This is a genomic window from Nocardia carnea (assembly GCF_029869215.1).
GTDB lineage: Bacteria > Actinomycetota > Actinomycetes > Mycobacteriales > Mycobacteriaceae > Nocardia > Nocardia carnea_B.
The window spans coordinates 1-18202 of record NZ_JARWPM010000210.1 but is presented as its reverse complement, the minus strand read 5'-3'; the positions used below and the strand labels follow the sequence as shown (position 1 = coordinate 18202).

General features: G+C 68.9%; 15 protein-coding genes. 9 read left to right on the top strand and 6 right to left on the bottom strand.

The window, feature by feature from the left end; genetic code table 11:
• Positions 1-154 precede the first annotated feature (154 nt).
• The gene (gene glnA, locus QH276_RS14825) at positions 155-1591 is read right to left on the bottom strand and encodes a type I glutamate--ammonia ligase (protein WP_280397705.1); all 1437 of its coding nucleotides are present in this window, start codon (positions 1589-1591) and stop codon (positions 155-157) included.
• Positions 1592-1841: 250 nt separating this feature from the next.
• Between glnA (QH276_RS14825) and QH276_RS14820 the strand changes: the two genes are divergently transcribed.
• Positions 1842-2372, top strand: a complete 531-nt coding sequence (locus tag QH276_RS14820) for an RDD family protein (RefSeq protein WP_280397706.1) — start codon at positions 1842-1844, stop codon at positions 2370-2372.
• Positions 2373-2410: 38 nt separating this feature from the next.
• A complete protein-coding gene (locus QH276_RS14815) occupies positions 2411-2779 on the top strand; it encodes a YrdB family protein (RefSeq protein ID WP_280397707.1) in 369 nt (122 codons plus the stop codon).
• 47 nt (positions 2780-2826) lie between these two features.
• Here the strand turns inward: QH276_RS14815 and QH276_RS14810 are convergent, their stop codons facing one another.
• On the bottom strand, positions 2827-3561 hold the full coding sequence (locus QH276_RS14810; protein WP_280397708.1) for a DUF4191 domain-containing protein: 735 nt from the start codon (positions 3559-3561) through the stop codon (positions 2827-2829).
• 265 nt (positions 3562-3826) lie between these two features.
• On the opposite strand from QH276_RS14810, the gene QH276_RS14805 reads away from it, so the two are divergent.
• Positions 3827-5233: a M20/M25/M40 family metallo-hydrolase gene (locus tag QH276_RS14805; RefSeq protein WP_280397709.1), complete on the top strand. Its 1407-nt coding sequence runs from the start codon at positions 3827-3829 to the stop codon at positions 5231-5233.
• A gap of 239 nt (positions 5234-5472) precedes the next feature.
• Positions 5473-6357, top strand: coding sequence for an alpha/beta hydrolase (locus QH276_RS14800; protein WP_280397710.1), 885 nt, complete (start codon positions 5473-5475; stop codon positions 6355-6357).
• A 125-nt stretch (positions 6358-6482) separates the two neighbouring features.
• On the opposite strand, the gene QH276_RS14795 is transcribed toward QH276_RS14800, so the two are convergent.
• Complete coding sequence (locus QH276_RS14795) at positions 6483-7925, bottom strand: metallopeptidase (protein ID WP_280397711.1); 1443 nt, start codon at positions 7923-7925, stop codon at positions 6483-6485.
• A 219-nt stretch (positions 7926-8144) separates the two neighbouring features.
• Here QH276_RS14795 and QH276_RS14790 point away from each other — a divergent pair, with 219 nt between their 5' ends.
• Complete coding sequence (locus QH276_RS14790; protein WP_280397712.1) at positions 8145-8423, top strand: HPr family phosphocarrier protein; 279 nt, start codon at positions 8145-8147, stop codon at positions 8421-8423.
• A 230-nt stretch (positions 8424-8653) separates the two neighbouring features.
• Here QH276_RS14790 and QH276_RS14785 read toward each other — a convergent pair whose 3' ends face one another.
• The 3 genes from QH276_RS14785 to QH276_RS14775 all read right to left on the bottom strand — a co-directional run bounded on the left by QH276_RS14785 (position 8654) and on the right by QH276_RS14775 (position 14707).
• Positions 8654-11665, bottom strand: coding sequence for a bifunctional [glutamine synthetase] adenylyltransferase/[glutamine synthetase]-adenylyl-L-tyrosine phosphorylase (locus tag QH276_RS14785; RefSeq protein ID WP_280397713.1), 3012 nt, complete (start codon positions 11663-11665; stop codon positions 8654-8656).
• A 61-nt stretch (positions 11666-11726) separates the two neighbouring features.
• A complete protein-coding gene (gene glnA / locus QH276_RS14780; protein ID WP_280397714.1) occupies positions 11727-13064 on the bottom strand; it encodes a type I glutamate--ammonia ligase in 1338 nt (445 codons plus the stop codon).
• A 65-nt stretch (positions 13065-13129) separates the two neighbouring features.
• Complete coding sequence (locus QH276_RS14775; protein ID WP_432278578.1) at positions 13130-14707, bottom strand: alpha/beta hydrolase; 1578 nt, start codon at positions 14705-14707, stop codon at positions 13130-13132.
• A gap of 166 nt (positions 14708-14873) precedes the next feature.
• Between QH276_RS14775 and panB the strand changes: the two genes are divergently transcribed.
• From panB to QH276_RS14755, 4 genes are all read left to right on the top strand, one after another.
• Entirely contained in the window at positions 14874-15752 is an 879-nt protein-coding gene (gene panB, locus QH276_RS14770) for a 3-methyl-2-oxobutanoate hydroxymethyltransferase (protein ID WP_280397716.1), read from the top strand.
• A gap of 90 nt (positions 15753-15842) precedes the next feature.
• Complete coding sequence (locus QH276_RS14765; RefSeq protein ID WP_280397717.1) at positions 15843-16313, top strand: hypothetical protein; 471 nt, start codon at positions 15843-15845, stop codon at positions 16311-16313.
• The gene (gene pip / locus QH276_RS14760) at positions 16313-17275 is read left to right on the top strand and encodes a prolyl aminopeptidase (protein ID WP_280397718.1); all 963 of its coding nucleotides are present in this window, start codon (positions 16313-16315) and stop codon (positions 17273-17275) included. Before QH276_RS14765 ends, pip begins: the two co-directional genes overlap by 1 nt.
• Positions 17272-18153: a CHAD domain-containing protein gene (locus tag QH276_RS14755; RefSeq protein ID WP_280406766.1), complete on the top strand. Its 882-nt coding sequence runs from the start codon at positions 17272-17274 to the stop codon at positions 18151-18153. The genes pip and QH276_RS14755 overlap by 4 nt, the downstream gene beginning before the upstream one ends.
• The last annotated feature ends 49 nt before the right edge of the window (positions 18154-18202 follow it).

The following is an 18202-nucleotide window of genomic DNA, read 5'->3' as shown; positions in this document are numbered from 1 at the left end:
CCCCCCACTTACCCTCCCGCCCCCCCCAAAGTGGGGCCTAAACCCCCGTCCCCCCCCCCCTTTGTCACCAGTTTTTTTATCTCGCGGGGGGTGTACCCGATGCCGCCTGACGCCTACCGCGTGGACTGTTCGGCCCACGCGTGCACGTCGGGGATTACACGTCGAAGTACAGCTCGAACTCGTACGGGTGCGGGCGCAGGTTCACCGGGGCGATTTCGTTTTCGCGCTTGAGGGTGATCCAGGTTTCGATCAGGTCCTCGGTGAAGACGTTGCCCTCGGTGAGGTACTCGTGGTCGGCCTCGAGGCGGTCGATCACCGACGCCAGGCTGGTGGGGGCCTGCGGGATGTTCTTGGCCTCCTCCGGCGGGAGCTCGTAGAGGTCCTTGTCGACCGGGGCCAGCGGCTCGATCTTCTTCTTGATGCCGTCCAGGCCGGCCATCAGCATGGCGGCGAAGGCCAGGTACGGGTTGCCCGAGGAGTCCGGCGCGCGGAACTCGATGCGCTTGGCCTTCGGGTTGTTGCCGGTGACCGGGATGCGGACCGCGGCGGAGCGGTTGCGCTGCGAGTACACCAGGTTGATGGGGGCCTCGTAGCCCGGCACCAGGCGGTGGTAGGAGTTCACGGTGGGGTTGGTGAACGCCAGCAGCGACGGGGCGTGGTGCAGGATGCCGCCGATGTAGTGGCGGGCCAGATCCGACAGGCCACCGTAGCCGGCCTCGTCGTGGAACAGCGGCTTGCCGTCCTTCCACAGCGACTGGTGCACGTGCATACCCGAGCCGTTGTCACCGAACAGCGGCTTCGGCATGAAGGTGACGGTCTTGCCCTCGCCCCACGCGGTGTTCTTGACGATGTACTTGAACAGCTGCAGATCGTCGGCCGCGTGCAGCAGGGTGTTGAACTTGTAGTTGATCTCGGCCTGGCCCGCGGTGCCGACCTCGTGGTGGCCGCGCTCCAGCTCGAAACCGGCGTTCTGCAGGTTGGTGGAGATCTTGTCGCGCAGGTCGACGTAGTGGTCGTAGGGCGCGACGGGGAAGTAGCCGCCCTTGTTACGGACCTTGTAACCACGGTTCGGGGTGCCGTCGGCGTTGAACTCGGCACCGGTGTTCCAGGAGCCGGAGATCGAGTCGACCTCGTAGAAGGCGCCGTTCATCGCCGAGTCGTAGCGCACCGAGTCGAAGATGTAGAACTCGGCCTCGGGGCCGAAGAAGGCGGTATCGGCGATACCGGTGGAGCGCAGGTACTCCTCCGCCTTCCGCGCGATATTGCGCGGGTCGCGGGAGTAGGCCTCACGGGTGAACGGGTCGTGCACGAAGAAGTTCATATTGAGCGTCTTCGCGGCCCGGAACGGGTCGAGCTGCGCGGTGCTGTAATCGGGCAGCAGCAGCATGTCGGACTCGTCGATGGACTGGAAGCCCCGCACCGAGGAGCCGTCGAACGCGAGGCCGTCCTCGGCCAGGTCGGCGGTGAACGCCTTCGCCGGGATGGAGAAGTGCTGCTGCACACCCGGCAGATCGCTGAAACGGATGTCGACGTATTCGACATCCTGATCCGCGATGTACTTGATGACCTCGTCGGCCGTGCTGAACGTCACTTATATCTCCTTACGGATAGATTCCCAGCCAGTATCGAGTGCGGGACGTCGCGAACCGACGCTATGGACCGGGTGTTTCCCGGCAGTCAAGGCCATGTTTCGCCAGTGTTACACGTGCCGACCAGCCGGTGTCGTCGGCCACGCCACGGACATTACCCGGCGGTCACCTGCCCGAACGGCTCCGCCCCCGGCCCCCGGCGAGCGGGTTACCGCCGGTTATGCCGGAAATCGGCGGGCATATCCTGGGGTCATGGCACGCGTTACCGGATCCTGGCTCACCGGACCCTCCGAGGGTTCCGGCGATCCGGAGGCAAGCGAGTACCCGGGCGAACATATTGGTCTTCCCCGTAACGGGGCGGGGTCGCTGGTGGGACTCCCCCGGCGCATCGTGGCGCTGCTCGTGGACTGGGTCATCTCGATCGGCATCGCCGCGCTGATCGTGCGACCGGATCCGCAGCGGATCATCGCCGAATCCGACCCCCCGCCCGGTGTTGCCGAGCCGACGGCCTTCGAGGCTGTGTCGGCGGCCTTGAGCACCCCGACCTGGCTGGTCTGGATGGCGATCGGAATCGTCGCGGTCGCCTTGTTCGGCTTCACACCGGGGCAGTACTTCCTGCGGTTGCGGGTGATCCGGGTGGATATCCCGGCGCGCGTCGGTTTCCTGCGCGCGCTCGGCCGGCAGGTGCTGCTCACCTTCGTGGTCCCGGCGCTGTTCACCGACGGCGACGGGCGAGGGATGCACGATCGCGCCACCGGAACCGCGGTGGTGCGCATCCGCTGATCGTGCCGACGGGTGGCGGCCCGCCATAGGATCGGCCGGTGTCACTGAATCCCGCTCTGCTCGGCATCCGGTTCCTGTTGGAACTGGCTGCTTTCGTATCGTTCGCGGCGCTGGGCTGGCGGGTGACGGACGGACCCGGCCGATGGGTGCTCGTCGTGGTGTTGCCGCTGCTCGCCGCCGCCGCGTGGGGTGTGTTCGCCGTTCCGGACGACCCGAGCCGCTCCGGCTCGGCACCTATCGCAGTCGCGGGGCCGGTGCGGCTCGGCATCGAGTTCGCAGTGCTGGTGGGAGGTGCGGCCGCGCTGTGGTTCGCCGGGCTACCGGGCTTGGCGTTGCTCTCCGGGGCAGCATTGCTCCTATACCACCTCGCCGCCTACGACCGCGTCCGCTGGCTGTTGAAACGCTGACCCGGCACCGGGTCCCGGACGCCGGAGACGGCGCTACCGAACACCGTTCACCGACGCCGGATGGTGCGTTGCATACCGCGCATCTTGGCGTTGGTGGGCATCGGGCCCTTCGGCATGGCCGGCCCGCCACGGGCGCTGAGAGCGCTGAGCCGGCCCTCGATCTGATCCATCCGCTTGGTGTCGATATTGCGGGGCAGTTTGGTGAGGTAACGCTGCAATTCCTTGAGCGGGACCTGGCCCTCTTCGTTACCGACCACCACATCGTAGATGGGGGTGTCGCCGATGAGGCGGGCGGTGCGCTTCTTCTCCTGGGCCAGCAGCGACCGCACCCGCTGCGGCGAACCCTCGGCCACGAAGATCACGCCGGGCAGCCCGATCACCCGGTGCACCGCGTCGAGCTGGGTGGTGGCGGCGATACCGTTGCTCACCCGCCATTTGCCCTGCAGGTTGTCCAGCACCCAGGCGGCCGCGCCGGCCTGGCCCTCGGCTTTGCCGTAGACGGTTTTCTGCACGCGCCGGCCGAAGATGATGAAGGCGAACAGCACACCCAGCAGCAGGCCCAGCGGCAGCAGGAACCACTGCACATCGAACAGGAACCCGATCCCGAACAGCACCAGCGTGGTGACCAGGACCGCGCCGATCATCAGCGGCAGCAGCAGTTTGTCTTCTTTGCGCTGCATCTGGAACGCCTGCCAGATCTGCTGACGACGTTCCTTCGACTGCTGTTTGCGCGCCGCTTTCGCCGCGGCCTTCGCCTCTTTGTCGGGCTTGCCTGCTGCCATGAGTCCCACAATAATGCCCGCACCCGAACTGCCGGCCACGGGACGGGCAAGCCATCCGGGCCGGTCGAGCCGCCCGCGCCATCCGATACCCGGCCAGGGCGTGACGTCCGGGCAGGCCGACGCCCGGCGGTCGCGGACCACACCGGACACAACGACCGGCTCCACCCCCGGTGCGGTGCCGCCCCGGAACCGATCGGCCACCGGATTCCGGGACATCCCGGCCGCGCCGGGGACGCCGCGGCCGCAGAGCGAGGAGAATGCAGGGATGTCCACCAACCTCGAGGCCCGTCCGTCGTCCGGTGAACCGGTCGACGACGCCACCGCGGAACGGCTCGCGGTGGCGCTGCGCTGTGTCACCGTATCCCGCGAGGAGGTCGCCGAGCCGGACGCGACCGCCGCACAGAGTTCGCTCGATGCGGAATTCCGCCGGCTCGGCGCACACCTGGAAGAGTCGTTTCCGCGGGTGCATGCCGAACTCGAACTCGAGAAGTTCGGGCACAGCCGGCTGTACACCTGGCGCGGGATCGATGACACCCGGACCGCTGCCCTGCTGCTGGCACACCAGGATGTGGTGCCGGCCGACGAGCCGGACCGCTGGACCCACCCGCCGTTCGCCGGGGTGGTGGACGACGAGTTCATCTGGGGTCGCGGCGCGATCGACGACAAGAGCCGGGTGCTGGCTCTGCTGGAAGCGGCCGAATCCGCGCTGGCCGCGGGACTGCGGCCGCGGCACACGATCTACCTCGCGTTCGGCCATGACGAGGAAGTCTTCGGTGATACCGGCGCGGTGCAGATGGCGGCCCACCTGCGCGAGCGCGGGGTGCACGCGGATCTGCTGCTCGACGAGGGCGGTGTGATCACCGACGGAATCGTCGACGATGTGCGGGTGCCGGTGGCCACGATCATGGTCGGGGAGAAGGGGTACGCCACGGTCCGGTTGTCGGTCACCGACCCGGGCGGGCATTCGTCCATGCCCGGCCGGCAGACGGCGATCGGGCGGCTGGCGCGGGCGGTGAGCCGGATCCAGGACCATCCGATGCCGTTACGGGTGACCCCGGTCGTCACCGATATGCTCACCCGCCTGCGCCCACATCTGCCCGCGACCAAACGCCGGCTGCTGGGGTTCGCCGGGGCTGCGGCGCCGGTGGTCGCCCGGATCCTGGCCGCGACCCCGCAGACCGAATCACTGGTGCGCACCACCACCGCGCCGACGGTGATCCACGGCGGGGTGAAGGCGAATGTGCTACCGCAGCAGGCGGAGGCGCTGATCAATTTCCGGATTCTGCCGGGCGATTCGGTCGAATCGGTACTGGCGCACTGCCGCCGGACGGTGCGCGACAAAAAGGTCCGGATCGAATCGGTGGGGATGACCGCGGAACCGTCTCGCGACGTCGTCCCGGGGCCGCAGTTCGATCTGATCGCCGCGCTCGCCCGGCAGGTGGCCCCGGAAGCTGCCGTCACCACCGGTTTGGTGCCGGGCGCGACCGATTCCCGGCATTACGACGATCTCGCTGCCACCCGATGTAATTTCGCACCGATCCGGCTCACCGCCGCCGACCTGGAACGAATCCACGGAAACGACGAACGGCTCTCCCGGGTGAACTACGCTCGGCTCATCGAGTTCAACCGGCGCCTGTTCACCGCCCTCGCCGAACCGGCACCGGACAGCTGATACGAGCCGGCCACGGGTGGGCCGGCAGTGCGGCGGCTGCTCCGGCGGCAGCGGATACCGGGCAGCGGAGCGGCCGGGTCGTTACCGATCCACCGGCCCGGGCGTGGCGACCGCAGGCAGCGAGTTGCCGTCGGCGGTGCGGTAGATATTCGACGACGCGACCCCTTCGAGCCGGGTGCCCGAGGGTCCGTGACACCTCCGCTGCCGCCGAAAACCTGAATACGTTTGGAGGAGGTCTCATGGCCGGTGGTCAGGAAATCCGCACGCAGCGCGGCGAATTCGAGCATGCGGGTCACCGTCTGGCCCGGCGTTCGTGGCTGCCAGGCGGACCGGTAGTCGGTGTGATCGTGCTCGTCCACGGGGTGGCCGAGCATTCGGGGCGGTACGACTACGTCGGCCGGACGCTGGCCGCGGCCGGTTTCGCGGTGCACGCCCTGGACCATGTGGGCCACGGCGAGTCCGCGCGGGTCGGCGCCCCGGCGAACCTCGGTTCGATCGACGACGCCGCGGACAAGGTCGCGGCCCTGCTCGACCTCGCGCGTACCGAACACCCCGGGGCACCGGAGTTCTTGATCGGGCATTCGATGGGCGCGCTGATCACCCTGTACCTGGCCACCCGGGCGCCGCTGGACATCGCGGGCCTCGTGGTCTCAGCGCCACCGTTGATCATCGATGCCGGGAATCCGGTCCAACGGCTGCTGGCTCCGGTACTCACCCGGGTCACGCCGAATCTGGGTGTGCTGAAACTGGATTCGTCGCAGATCAGCCGCGACTCCGAGGTCGTCACCACCTACGACAACGATCCCCTGGTCTTCCGCGGCAAACTCCCCGCCCGCACCGCGACCGAGATCCTGACCGCCGCCGGCCGGGTCCTCGACCGGCTCCCGCAGTTGCGGGTACCGACCCTCGCGCTGCACGGCACCGGCGACGCCATCGCCGCCCCGGCGAGCACCGACCGCATCGAACAGCGCGCGGGCACAAACGATCTGACGGTTCACCGCTACGACGGCCTGTACCACGAGGTCTTCAACGAGCCCGAACGTGACCAGGTCCTCGCCGATGTCGTCACCTGGCTGTCCGCCCGGATTCCGAAGCCCGGCAAACCGGTCGACGGCGACGCATAGCCCGACGCTCGGTGCACCGGCTCCTCGCGGGCGTATCCCCCGGCGCGGTGAACCGCCGGCTCGACAACTCAGGTGCCCTTTTCCGGCACCGATATTCGTCGTGGACGTTCGGCCGATACGCCGCCCTAGGCGTACTCGGTGAGGCAGGCCTGTTCGCCGTCGAGGACGCCCAGGCGGAAGGCTTCCAGGCGCAGGTAGCCCTCGGGGACGACCTCGCCGTTCACGTCACTGGCGGCCAGCCCGTCGGACAGCAGGCCGGAGACCGCTTCGTCCAGGTCGCCGGCGGATAGGCGGGGGTTGCTGGTCTCCTGGCTGAGCGCGGTGGTGACCACACCGGCGAGGCAGGCGGTGCGCAGGCCGGCGGTGTCGGCGCCGGTGAGGGTGAGTTGTTTTTCGTCCTGGTAGAGCAGTGCGTAGCGGGAGATGAAGACGACGAAGGCGTTGTAATCGCCGCTGACGATCGCCGAGAGCGGTTCGTCTTCCGAGCCCTGCTCCCCCGCGCGTTCGGCCAAGGCGTCGACATCCGTGCCGATGACCTCGGTGGCCGGGCAGTACGCGACCGGTTCGGTGGGGGTGGCGTCGGCGCAACTGGTGGGCACGCCCTCGTAGTCGTACTGAGGCGAGCCGGTGACCGGCAGAATATCGCCGAGCGCGGCGGCCATATCGCCGAGCGAATCCTCGGTGACCTCGAGCTGCATATATTCCTCGCCCGGTTCGAAGGTCACCGGCAGACCCGAACGGCGGTTCTCGATCTCCTGTTCGTCGATCGCGGCGCAGGAGCCGGCGCCTTCCATATAACCCATCTGCACGGCGGTGACCCGTTCGAAGGCGGTGCCGTGCACATTGTCCGGATCGTTGGGGTCACGGTCGCGTACCGCCACCGTGGCGCCAAGGACACCGTTGAGTCCGTCGCTGGTGTTCAGCGTGAAATGCGGCGAATCGCCTTCCGCGACATGCCGGAGGAACACCCCGGCCAGGCAGTCGGCCTGCTGTTCGGTGACCAGGCCCGGTGTGTCCTCGGTGGCGATCCCGGCCGGGATCTGCAGGGCGTGCCCGTATTCGTGGGCCAGCACCATCACCACCGCCATCTCCCCGAACTGCTGCACCAGTTCCGGCAGCAGCACCCCGCGGTCCCAGCCGATCGATTCGTCCATGCCGCAGTAGGCGGCGTTCACCAGCTCGTGGGTGCTGACGGTGCAGAACTCCACCGAATCGCGTTCCGCGGCGGTCGCGTCCCAGGAGATCAGCCTGGCGACGGGCTGGAATTCACCGGGGAAGGTCGCCGAATAGTTCTCGGTCCAGAACGCTTCGATATCGGCCACCGCGTTCAGCGCGAGGCGGTCCATTTCCCCGCCGTCGCTGTTCTCGGCCCGGCGATCGGTGTCGGCCACCCCCTCGCGTGGCCCGCTGGGACCGGTGCTGGTGGTCGCGCCGGCGATCTGCCACGGATTGTCCGGGTCCATTGCGTTCTGCGCGGAATTCGCATCCGAGCAGGCCGACAGCGCGGAAACCGTCAGCATCGCCGCGGCCGCCACACCCAGCAGCCGCGACCACCGTGTCCTCGTCATCATGTCTCCCCATATCCCGTGCCGGGCCGTCGGCCAGGCTGCGCCCGGGCGGCAGTATCGCGCGCACCCGGGCCGGTGATCATCGAATCACAAGGCGGGCAACGGCGTACACCGCGGAACGCGGGCGGCTCGTTCACCTTGCGGTATACGGCTCACCGGCCGGGCCGTTAGCATCCGGCCGAGCACTAGACTGTTCACAGCCGTGCCGAAGGAGGTCCCGTGTACATCGAAGAGTTCCGGTCGGCCGGCGCGCTCACCGCGGAATCCGCCGAGGAACTGGCCGCGAGCGCGGTGGGCTACACCTCCCGCATCACCGTCGCCGCCAACGATCACGCGGTGAACCTGCCCGTGCTCCCCTGGTGCTGGGCCGAACTCGGTATCGGCGCGGGCACCCGGGTGACCATCACCGCCGAGGGCGGCAACCGCCCGCCGGACGTCGAGGATCGCCGGGCACTGGACACCCTGGTCACCCGTTTCCACGAACTGACCGGCGCCTGACTGCCCCACTCGAGGTACCACCCCACGGTCTCCGGTGGAGGGTTACGCCGCATGGACGCGGGCCCGACGCAGTACATCTCTGGACCGTGCACGACCGCAGCGAGTGCGGAGGTGCGACGAGACGCCGAACACCACTGCGCGAGCCCTGCGAGCGGAGGCGCGCGTCCTCGGCGCAGGGCCACGCAGCCCTTACTGCGGACAGCAGCAAACCGGCGGGCAAACGGGGATGCTCAGACGCCGAAGACTCGCTCGACGACCCGGCGTGCCCGGCGGGTGACCCGCAGGTAGTTGTCCAGGAATTCACCGCCGTCGTCGCTGGGCCAGCCCGCCACCCGCGCGACCGCCGACAGGGTGCGGCCCGGACCGGGCAACTGGTCGGTGGGTTTACCGCGCACCAGGACCAGCGCGTTGCGGGCCGCGGTGGCGGTGAGCCAGGACTGCCGCAGGAGGTGGGTGTCCTCGGCGCCGAGCAATTCGTGGCGTGCGATGACATCGAGTGATTCCAGGGTCGAGGTGTTGTGCAACTCCGGCACTTCGTGCGCGTGCCGCAATTGCAGCAGTTGCACCGTCCATTCGATATCGGCCAAGCCGCCGCGACCCAGTTTGGTGTGGGTGGCGGGATCGGCACCGCGCGGCAGGCGTTCGGAATCCACCCGGGCCTTGATCCGGCGGATCTCCCGTACCGCCTCCGCCGAGACGCCGCCCGCGGGATAGCGCACCGGGTCGATCGTGTGCAGGAACCGCAGGCCGAGTTCCTGATCCCCGGCCACCTGGTGCGCTCGCAGCAGGGCCTGCACCTCCCAGGGCTGGGCCCACTGCCGGTAGTAGGCGTCGTAGGCGGCGAGGGTTCGCACGAGCGGTCCGCTGCGGCCTTCGGGTCGCAACCCGGCGTCGACCTGCAGCGGCGGGTCCGTGCTGGGGGCGCCGAGCAACTTCTGCACCTGTTCGGCGATCCCGTTGGCCCATTTCACGGCGACGTGTTCCTCTTCGCCGGGCCGGGGGTCGCAGACGAACAGCACATCGGCGTCGGAACCGTAACCCAGTTCCATTCCGCCCAGCCGGCCCATCCCGATCACCGCGAAATCGGCGGGTGCGGGTGCGCCGCGTTCGGCCACGCTAGCCCGGATCACCGCCCGCAGCGCGGCCTCGAGCACCGCGGCCCATACCGACGACAGCGCCGCGCACACCTGCGGCACGTCGAGCAAGCCCAGCAGGTCCGCCGACGCCACCCGCGCCAGTTCGTGGCGGCGCAGCGAACGGGCGGTCGCGACGGCCCGTTTCGGGTCGTCGTAGCGGTCGGCGGCGGTGAGGATACCGCCGGCCACATCCGCGGGCTGGGTGCGCAGCAGCAGCGGGCCCTCGGGGCCGTCGGCGAACATGCGAATGGTTTCGGGGGCGTTGATGAGCAGGTCCGGCAGGTAGGCAGAGGAACCCAGCACCATCATCAGCCGCTGCCCCACCGCGCCCTCGTCACGCAGCACCCGCAGGTACCAGTCCTGATCGTTGAGACCCTCCGAGACCCGCCGGTAGGCGAGCAGACCCGCGTCGGGGTCGGGGGTATCGCCGAGCCAGGCGAGCAGGGTCGGCAGCAGTAACGCCTGGATCCGGCCCTTCCGGGAGACCCCGCTGGTGAGTGCCCGCAGATGACCGAGGGCGTGTTCGGGATCGGCATAGCCGAGCGCGGCGAGCTGGCGGACGGCGGCGTCGGGGCTGAGCCGCAACGCCTCCGAGTCGATACTGGCCACCGATTCCAGCAGCGGGCGGTAGAAGAGCTTGGTGTGCAGGCGCCGGACGCGGCTGGTGTTGCGACGCAGCTCGCCCTGCAGCACCCCGGCGGCGTCGCGTGTGCCGTCGGGCCGGATATTGGCGGCCCGCGCCAGCCAGCGCATACCCTCCTCGTCGTCGGCGGCGGGCAGGGTATGCGTACGTTTGAGCCGCTGCAGTTGCAGCCGGTGTTCCAGCAGGCGCAGAAATTCGTACGACGCGGTCAGGTTGGCGGCGTCGTCCCGGCCCACATAACCCCGCGCGGCCAGCGCGGCCAGCGCTTCCACGGTGCCCTGCACATGCAGTTTCGGATCCACCCGGCCGTGCACGAGTTGCAGCAGCTGCACCGCGAACTCCACATCGCGCAGACTGCCGCTGCCCAGTTTCAGCTCACGTTCCCGCAGATCCTCGGGCACCAGATCTTCCACGCGCCGCCGCATGGCCTGCACATCGGGCACGAAATCCGGGCGTTCGGAGGCGGTCCATACCATCTCGTCGGTCGCGGCGCGGTACTGCTCCCCCAGCTCCAGGTCACCGGTCATCGGCCGGGCCTTGAGCAGGGCCTGGAATTCCCAGGTGCGGGCCCAGCGCTGGTAGTAGGCCAGATGCGAATCGAGGGTGCGTACCAGCGCACCGGCCTTGCCCTCGGGGCGCAGGGCGGCGTCGACCTCGAAGAACGCGGAACTGCCGACGGTCATCATCTCCGCGGCCAGCCGGGTGGCGACGGAGTCGGCGGGTTCGGCGACGAACACGATATCGACATCGCTGACGTAGTTGAGTTCGCAGGCGCCGCTCTTCCCCATGGCGATCACGGCCAGCCGCACCGGACACGGTTCGGTGCGGCACACCCGCGCCACCGCCACCGCCAGTGCGGTGGTGAGCGCCGCGTCGGCCAGCGCCGTCAGCTGCCGGCCCACCACCTCGTAGGGGATAACCGGTTCGTTTTCCACGGTCGCGGCCAGGTCCACGGCGGCCAGCAACATGAGCTGGTCGCGGTAGCGTTTACGCAGCGCGGCCACCACGTCGGGCCCGGATTCGCGGGCGCGGAACAGCATCGGCGACGCGTTCGGCCCGGTCTCGGGTTCGGCGCCGACCACCGAAAGCAGATCGGCGATCAATTCGTCCCGGTCGGGCAGTTCTTCGCGGCGCAGCAGGGTCCAGGTGTGCGGATCGGCCACCAGATGATCGCCGAACGCGGTGGAGGAGCCGAGGAGCGCGAAAAGCCTGCCGCGCAGGGTGGTTTCGGTACGGATCGCCGAATCCAGGGCGTCCCAATCATTTCCGAGGGATTCCCGGATCCGGATCAGGGTGGTGAGCGCCAGATCGGCATCCGGTGCGCGCGAGAGCGCCCACAGCACCGCGATGCTCTCGACATTGTCCCAGCCGAGGGTTTTCAGCGAATCGGCGGCCGTCGGCTCGAGCAATCCGAGCCGGCCGGCACCGGGGACGGCGGATCGGGCGGACGGGGGGCGGACCATGAGCCAAAGTTACCCATTGCGCGCCGGGAAGTGTGCCGGACCCCCGTCCGCCGCCGCGTCGTTACAGGCCGAGGTATTCGCTCAGTTCGAACGGCGTCACCTGGGTGCGGTAGTCCGCCCACTCGCGCCGCTTGTTGCGCAGGAAGAAATCGAAGACGTGCTCGCCGAGGGTTTCGGCGACCAGTTCGGACCGTTCCATCGCGCGCAGCGCCTCGTCCAGTGTTCCGGGCAGTTCCTTGAACCCCATGGCGCGCCGCTCCGCCGCGGTGAGCGACCAGACATCGTCCTCGGCCTCGGCCGGCAGTTCGTACCCCTTCTCGATTCCGCGCAGGCCGGCGGCCAGCAGCACGGCGAAAGTGAGATAGGGGTTGCATGCCGAATCGGGGCTGCGGATCTCGACCCGGCGCGAGGATGCCTTGTTCGGGGTGTACATAGGCACCCGGACCAGCGCCGACCGGTTGGACCGGCCCCACGACGCCGCGGTCGGCGCCTCGCCGCCGTGGATGAGCCGCTTGTAGGAGTTCACCCACTGGTTGGTGATGGCGCTGATCTCGTGCGCGTGCTCCAGGATCCCGGCGATGAAGGCGCGGGCAGTCGCGGAGAGGTTGTCCGGATCGTCCGGGTCGGCGAAGGCGTTGGCCTCGCCCTCGAACAGGCTCATATGCGTATGCATGGCCGAGCCGGGGTGCTGGGAGAACGGTTTGGGCATGAACGTCGCGCGCACGCCCTCGTCGATGGCGACTTCCTTGATGAGGTACCGGAAGGTCATCACGTTGTCGGCCATGGACAGCGCGTCGGCGTAGCGCAGGTCGATCTCCTGCTGGCCGGGGGCACCCTCGTGATGGCTGAACTCCACCGAGATACCCATGGATTCGAGGGCGTCGATGGCGTGGCGCCGGAAGTTCGGGGCGGAATCGTGCACGGCCTGATCGAAGAACCCGCCGGTATCGGCCGGAACCGGGTTCAGCCCGTCGGCCTGGTTCTTCAGCAGGAAGAATTCGATCTCCGGGTGCACGTAGCAGCTGAACCCGACATCACCGGCCTTGTTGAGCTGGCGGCGCAGCACATGGCGCGGATCGGCCCACGACGGCGACCCGTCGGGCATGGTGATATCGCAGAACATGCGGGCGGAGTGCTGGTGGCCTTTGCTCGACGCCCACGGCAGCACCTGGAAGGTGGACGGATCGGGCCGGGCTACCATATCGGCCTCGGAGATCCGGGCGAACCCTTCGATGGCCGACCCGTCGAATCCGATGCCTTCTTCGAACGCCCCCTCGAGTTCGGCGGGCGCGATGGCGACGGACTTGAGATAGCCCAGCACGTCGGTGAACCAGAGACGTACGAAGCGGATGTCCCGCTCTTCGAGCGTCCGCAGCACGAATTCCTTCTGGCGATCCATGACCGCGAGAGTAGGCACCCGGCGTTAAATCCGTGTTACATGGCGTGCTGCGCTGTGTGTCGGGGTCAGCAGCGCAGTCCTTCGGGCGGCGATTCGAGGTCGGTCAGATAGCTGATCACGGCATCGTCGACGCAGGTCGCGCCGCCGTTCAACACGACGGTGTGGCTGTCGCCCTCATGGGTGATCAGCGCCGCCCCGAGTTGCTCGGCCAGGTCGACACCGGCCTGGTACGGCGTGGCGGGGTCGCCGGTGGTGGAGACCACCACGGTCTCCGGCAAGCCCGGTACGGAGATCTCGTGCGGTTGGCTGGTGTTGGGCACCGGCCAGGTGGCGCACAGTTCCAGCGGGGCGGCACCGGTGCCACGGCCGTCGTCGAGGAAGGGGGCCGCGGCACGGTATTCGGTGTCCTGGCGGCCGGCCACCGCCCGGTCGGTGACGCGCGGATCGTCCACGCAGCGGATGGCGTTGAAGGCGTCGGTCAGGTTGCTGTAGCTGCCGTCGTCGCGGCGGCCGTTGTACATATCGGCGAGTTGCAGCAGCGTATCGCCGCGACCCTGCGCGAGTTCGGTGAGCGCGACGGTGAGCACCGGCCAGAAATCGGCGCTGTAGAGGGTTTGCTGCACACCGGTGATCGCGTCGTTGTAGCTCAGGCCGCGCGGATCGGTGGTGGCGGCCGGGCTCTCCCACAGCGGGTCGACCAGGGCGCGGAACCGCGGGATCACCTGCGCCGGGTCGGTGCCCAGCGGACAGTCCGCCGATTTCACACAGTCGGCGGCGTAGGCGTCGAAGGCTCGCTGGAATCCGGCGGCCTGGCGCAGCGATTCGGCGACCGGGTCCTGGGTGGGGTCGATGGCGCCGTCGAGCACCATCGCGCGCACATTGCCCGGGTATTTCTCGGCGTAGGCCGTTCCGAGGCGGGTGCCGTAGGAGTAGCCGAGGTAGTTGAGCTTCGGATCGCCCAGGACCGCGCGGATGATGTCCATATCCTGGACCACCTCCCGGGTGCCGATATGCGCGAGCAGCTCCGCGCCGGTACGCGCCATACAGAGGTCGGCGTATTCGCGATTCTCGGCCTCGTCGGCGGCGATCCCTTCGGGCGTGTTCGGCTCCGGCGGCTCGGCGCGTTCGGCGTCGGCCTCGGGTGGGGTCAGGCAGGTCACCGCGGGGGTGGAGGCGCCGACACCGCGCGGATCGAAACCCACCCGGTCGAATCGCTCCGCGAGCGGTGTCCCGCCGCCGATCGCCACCGTGGACAACCCCGACATACCCGGCCCGCCCGGGTTGAGCAGCAGCGACCCGATCCGGTCACCGCTCGCGGGCAGCCGTGACAGGGCCAGGTGCGCGGTCGGGCCCGCGGGGTCGGCGTAGTCGATCGGCACCTCGATCCGGGTGCACTGCGCGGCCGGCGGCAACCCCTCCCCGGGCGCGGCGTAGCCGGTACACGATCCCCATTGCGGTACCTGCGTGTAGAAACGGCTCAATTCCGCGGGAACGGGCGCCGGGGGTGCTGTCTGTGCGCCTTGCTCCTGGGCCCCTTGCCGCTGCGCGCATCCCGCCAGGAGGACCGCCGCTACCGCCACCACCGTCAGCACGCCCGCCGGCACACCCACCGGCACTCCACACCCGCTCCGCACCGGCGCCATGCTAGCGCGACCAGGGCCGACACCCGTGGATGTGACCAACCGCACCAGGTCGCGGGCTTAGTTCCGGCCGCGCCACGGGTGCACACTGGAAGGCGTCAACCGAACCCGGGGACCCGGTCAGGGCCTCGAGGAGACGAAAGGGACGATGATGTCCGAATCATCAGGCATGTCCGATTCCGCCGCGGAAACCCCCGCCTACGGGGCCGCGAAAACTCCCACCTCCGGCGCGGCCGATACCGCGAAACCGGCCCGGCGCCCGACCCGCGTCCAGCATCTGCAGCAGATGAAGGCGACGGGTGAACGCTGGGCGATGCTCACGGCCTACGACTACTCCACCGCCCGGATCTTCGAAGAGGCCGGTATCCCGGTCCTGCTGATCGGCGATTCCGCGGCCAACGTGGTGTACGGGTACGACACCACCGTCCCGATCACCACCGACGAGCTGATCCCGCTGGTCCGCGGTGTGGTGCGCGGCGCACCACACGCGCTGGTGGTGGCCGATCTGCCGTTCGGCAGCTACGAGAGTTCCCCCGAACAGGCCCTCGCGACCGCCACCCGCTTCATGAAAGAGGGCGGCGCGCACGCGGTGAAACTCGAGGGCGGCGAACGCGTCGCCGACCAGATCGCGCTGCTCACCGCCGCCGGAATACCGGTGATGGCGCATATCGGGTTCACCCCGCAGAGCGTGAACACGCTCGGCGGTTTCCGGGTCCAGGGCCGCGGCGCCGGCGCGGAGGGCCTGCTCGCCGACGCGATCGCGGTGCAGTCCGCGGGCGCGTTCTCGGTGGTGATGGAGATGGTTCCGGCCGAGGTTGCGGGGCAGGTCACCCGGAAGCTGACCATCCCGACCATCGGTATCGGCGCCGGAGCCGACTGCGACGCCCAGGTGCTGGTCTGGCAGGACATGGCCGGCTTCACCAGCGGCAGGACCGCGAAGTTCGTCAAGCGGTTCGCCGCAGTGGGCGATGAGCTGCGGACGGCCGCCGCCGCCTACGCCGAGGAGGTCCGGCGCGGGACGTTCCCGGGCCCCGAGCACAGCTTCTGAGCTCGCGTCCGGGCCGGAGCGGCTTCTCACCTCGGTGCGAGATGGCAAACTCGGAGTCGAGAAGTTTCGGCTCGAGCACATGAGGTATTGATGCGGCAACGCGCTTGGACAACCGCCCGGACGGCACGGGGCGCCCTGATGGTGGCGGGAGTGTGTGGGGTGGTGCTGCTCACCGCGTGTGGCGGTGTGCAGACAGGATCACCCACCGCGAGTTCCTCCGACACTTCCGCCACCGGTTCGGCCACGACCTCCGGCTCCACCCGGACCAGCGCCGCGCCCAGCACACCCCTGGAGGTGTCGGACAAGGCCGCGGAGAACCTGTGCGCCATGATGCGGCCGGAACTGTCGAACTGGCGGGTGCAGGGGCCGACGCTGGGCCGGGTCGGGTTGAACCTGATGGCGCACGAATGGGCACTCACCAACGGGATCGGCAACCCCCAGCTGCTGGCCGACCCGGCGGTCATCGACCGGGCGACGTCGGCGAGCTGCCCGGACGTGCGAACCCAGGCACTCGACGCGCTCGAGCTGCCCGATCTGGCCGCCGGCGTGCTGAAGCTCTGATGCGCGGCCTGTACCCCCCGATCGAACCGTACGACCGGGGCATGCTCGAGGTCGGTGACGGTCAGGCCGTCTACTGGGAGACCTGCGGCAATCCCGAGGGCAAACCCGCGGTATTCCTGCACGGCGGCCCCGGCGGCGGTATCTCCGAGTTGAATCGCCGTTTTTTCGATCCTGCCCGCTACCGGATCGTGCTCCTGGATCAGCGTGGCTGCGGGCAATCCACCCCGCATATCGCCGACGGCGCCGACCTCTCGCTGAACACCACCCCGCATCTGATCGCCGATATCGAGGCGCTGCGCACGGAATTGGGTATCGACCGCTGGCTGGTATTCGGCGGTTCCTGGGGTTCGACACTGTCGCTGGCGTACGCACAGCAATATCCCGAACGCGTCACCGAACTGGTGCTGCGCGGAATATTCCTGCTGCGCCGCAAGGAAATCGATTGGTATTACAACGGCAGCGCCGGATATGTGTATCCCGACGAATGGGCGAAATTCCTCGCGCCGGTGCCGGTTTCCGAACGCAACGGTGACCTGGTCGAGGCCTATCACCGGCTGCTGCACGCCGACGACCCGCGGGTCGCGACCGAGGCCGCCGTGGCCTGGTCCACCTGGGAGGCGGCGACCAGTTCGCTGCGCCCCGACCCGCAGCGGGTGAGCGATTCCGGCGATGCCCGCTTCGCCCTGGCCTTCGCGAAGATCGAGAACCATTATTTCCGGCACGGTGGGTTCCTCGACGAAGGACAGCTCTTGCGCGATATCGGCGCGATCGCTCATATTCCGGGCGTGATCGTGCAGGGCCGCCACGATATCGTCTGCCCGGCCGTCAGCGCCTGGGACCTGCATCGCGCCTGGGCCGGGTCGCGGCTGCGGATCGTCGACGATGCCGGTCATTCGGCCACCGAACCCGGTATCGTGCACCACCTCGTCGAGGCGACCGATCACTTCGCGGAGCGGCGATGAGCACCGAACCCCCTACCGCCGGCGCCGCGCTCACCGCCGCGCTCCGGGCGGATATCGACCGGCTGATCGACGCCGAACCGGAGGTCCGTGCCGACGCCGCGGATTCGGTGCACCAGATGCGGGTCGCGACCCGGCGATTGCGCAGTGTGCTGCGCTCCTACAAACGGCTGCTCGACCCCGACGCGGCAAATCGGATCCGCACCGAACTGGCCTGGCTGGCGGGGATTCTGGGGGTCGCCCGGGACGCGGAGGTCCGTGGCGCGCGGTTCGCCGAACTCCTCGACCGTTATGCCGAAAACGACTCCCCCGCACTGGAACCCACGCGCGATCGGCTGGTCCGCGCGGAACGCGATCGCTACACGTCCGCGCACGCCGAAATACTCGCGGCCCTCGACAGCAAACGCTATCGGGCGATGCGCCGGGAGCTGAAAGGGTGGCGTAAGCAGCCACCGCTGACCGAATCCGCGAGCCACGCGCCCGCCGCCGAAGAATTCGATCAGGTGCTGCGGGCCGACCGCAGACGGGTACGTCGGCTGGTGCGCGCCGAACCGACCGCGGCGCCGGGCGACCGGGTCGAATTACTGCACGATATCCGCAAGAGCGCCAAGCGATTACGCTATTCGTGCGAGGCCGCGGCGCCGGTACTAGGCGCGGCCGCCCCCCGACTGGGCGGCCGGGCCAAACAGCTGCAGACCGTCCTGGGCGATCACCGCGACGCGGTGGAATCGTACGAGGCGTTACGCGCCCGCGCCGCCGAGGCCCACGCCGCCGGCGAGGATATCCGTCTCTACGAAACGCTCGCCGACGCCGAGGACACCGCGGCCGGCCGCTGCCTGGCCCAGTACCCGGCGGCCGCGGCCGCCATCGACAAGTCCTGACGCCGGTCGGCAGGCACGGTTCGGGCCGGTACCGAATCCGGTACCGGCC

Coding starts and splice junctions, on each gene's coding strand:
- panB (WP_280397716.1), top strand. CDS start 14,874: ATGTCCGATTCCGCCGCGGAAACCCCCGCCTACGGGGCCGCGAAAACT.
- pip (WP_280397718.1), top strand. CDS start 16,313: ATGCGCGGCCTGTACCCCCCGATCGAACCGTACGACCGGGGCATGCTC.
- QH276_RS14820 (WP_280397706.1), top strand. CDS start 1,842: ATGGCACGCGTTACCGGATCCTGGCTCACCGGACCCTCCGAGGGTTCC.
- QH276_RS14810 (WP_280397708.1), bottom strand. CDS start 3,561: ATGGCAGCAGGCAAGCCCGACAAAGAGGCGAAGGCCGCGGCGAAAGCG.
- QH276_RS14775 (WP_432278578.1), bottom strand. CDS start 14,707: ATGGCGCCGGTGCGGAGCGGGTGTGGAGTGCCGGTGGGTGTGCCGGCG.
- QH276_RS14785 (WP_280397713.1), bottom strand. CDS start 11,665: ATGGTCCGCCCCCCGTCCGCCCGATCCGCCGTCCCCGGTGCCGGCCGG.
- QH276_RS14795 (WP_280397711.1), bottom strand. CDS start 7,925: ATGACGAGGACACGGTGGTCGCGGCTGCTGGGTGTGGCGGCCGCGGCG.
- glnA (WP_280397714.1), bottom strand. CDS start 13,064: ATGGATCGCCAGAAGGAATTCGTGCTGCGGACGCTCGAAGAGCGGGAC.
- QH276_RS14805 (WP_280397709.1), top strand. CDS start 3,827: ATGTCCACCAACCTCGAGGCCCGTCCGTCGTCCGGTGAACCGGTCGAC.
- QH276_RS14765 (WP_280397717.1), top strand. CDS start 15,843: ATGCGGCAACGCGCTTGGACAACCGCCCGGACGGCACGGGGCGCCCTG.
- QH276_RS14755 (WP_280406766.1), top strand. CDS start 17,272: ATGAGCACCGAACCCCCTACCGCCGGCGCCGCGCTCACCGCCGCGCTC.
- QH276_RS14800 (WP_280397710.1), top strand. CDS start 5,473: ATGGCCGGTGGTCAGGAAATCCGCACGCAGCGCGGCGAATTCGAGCAT.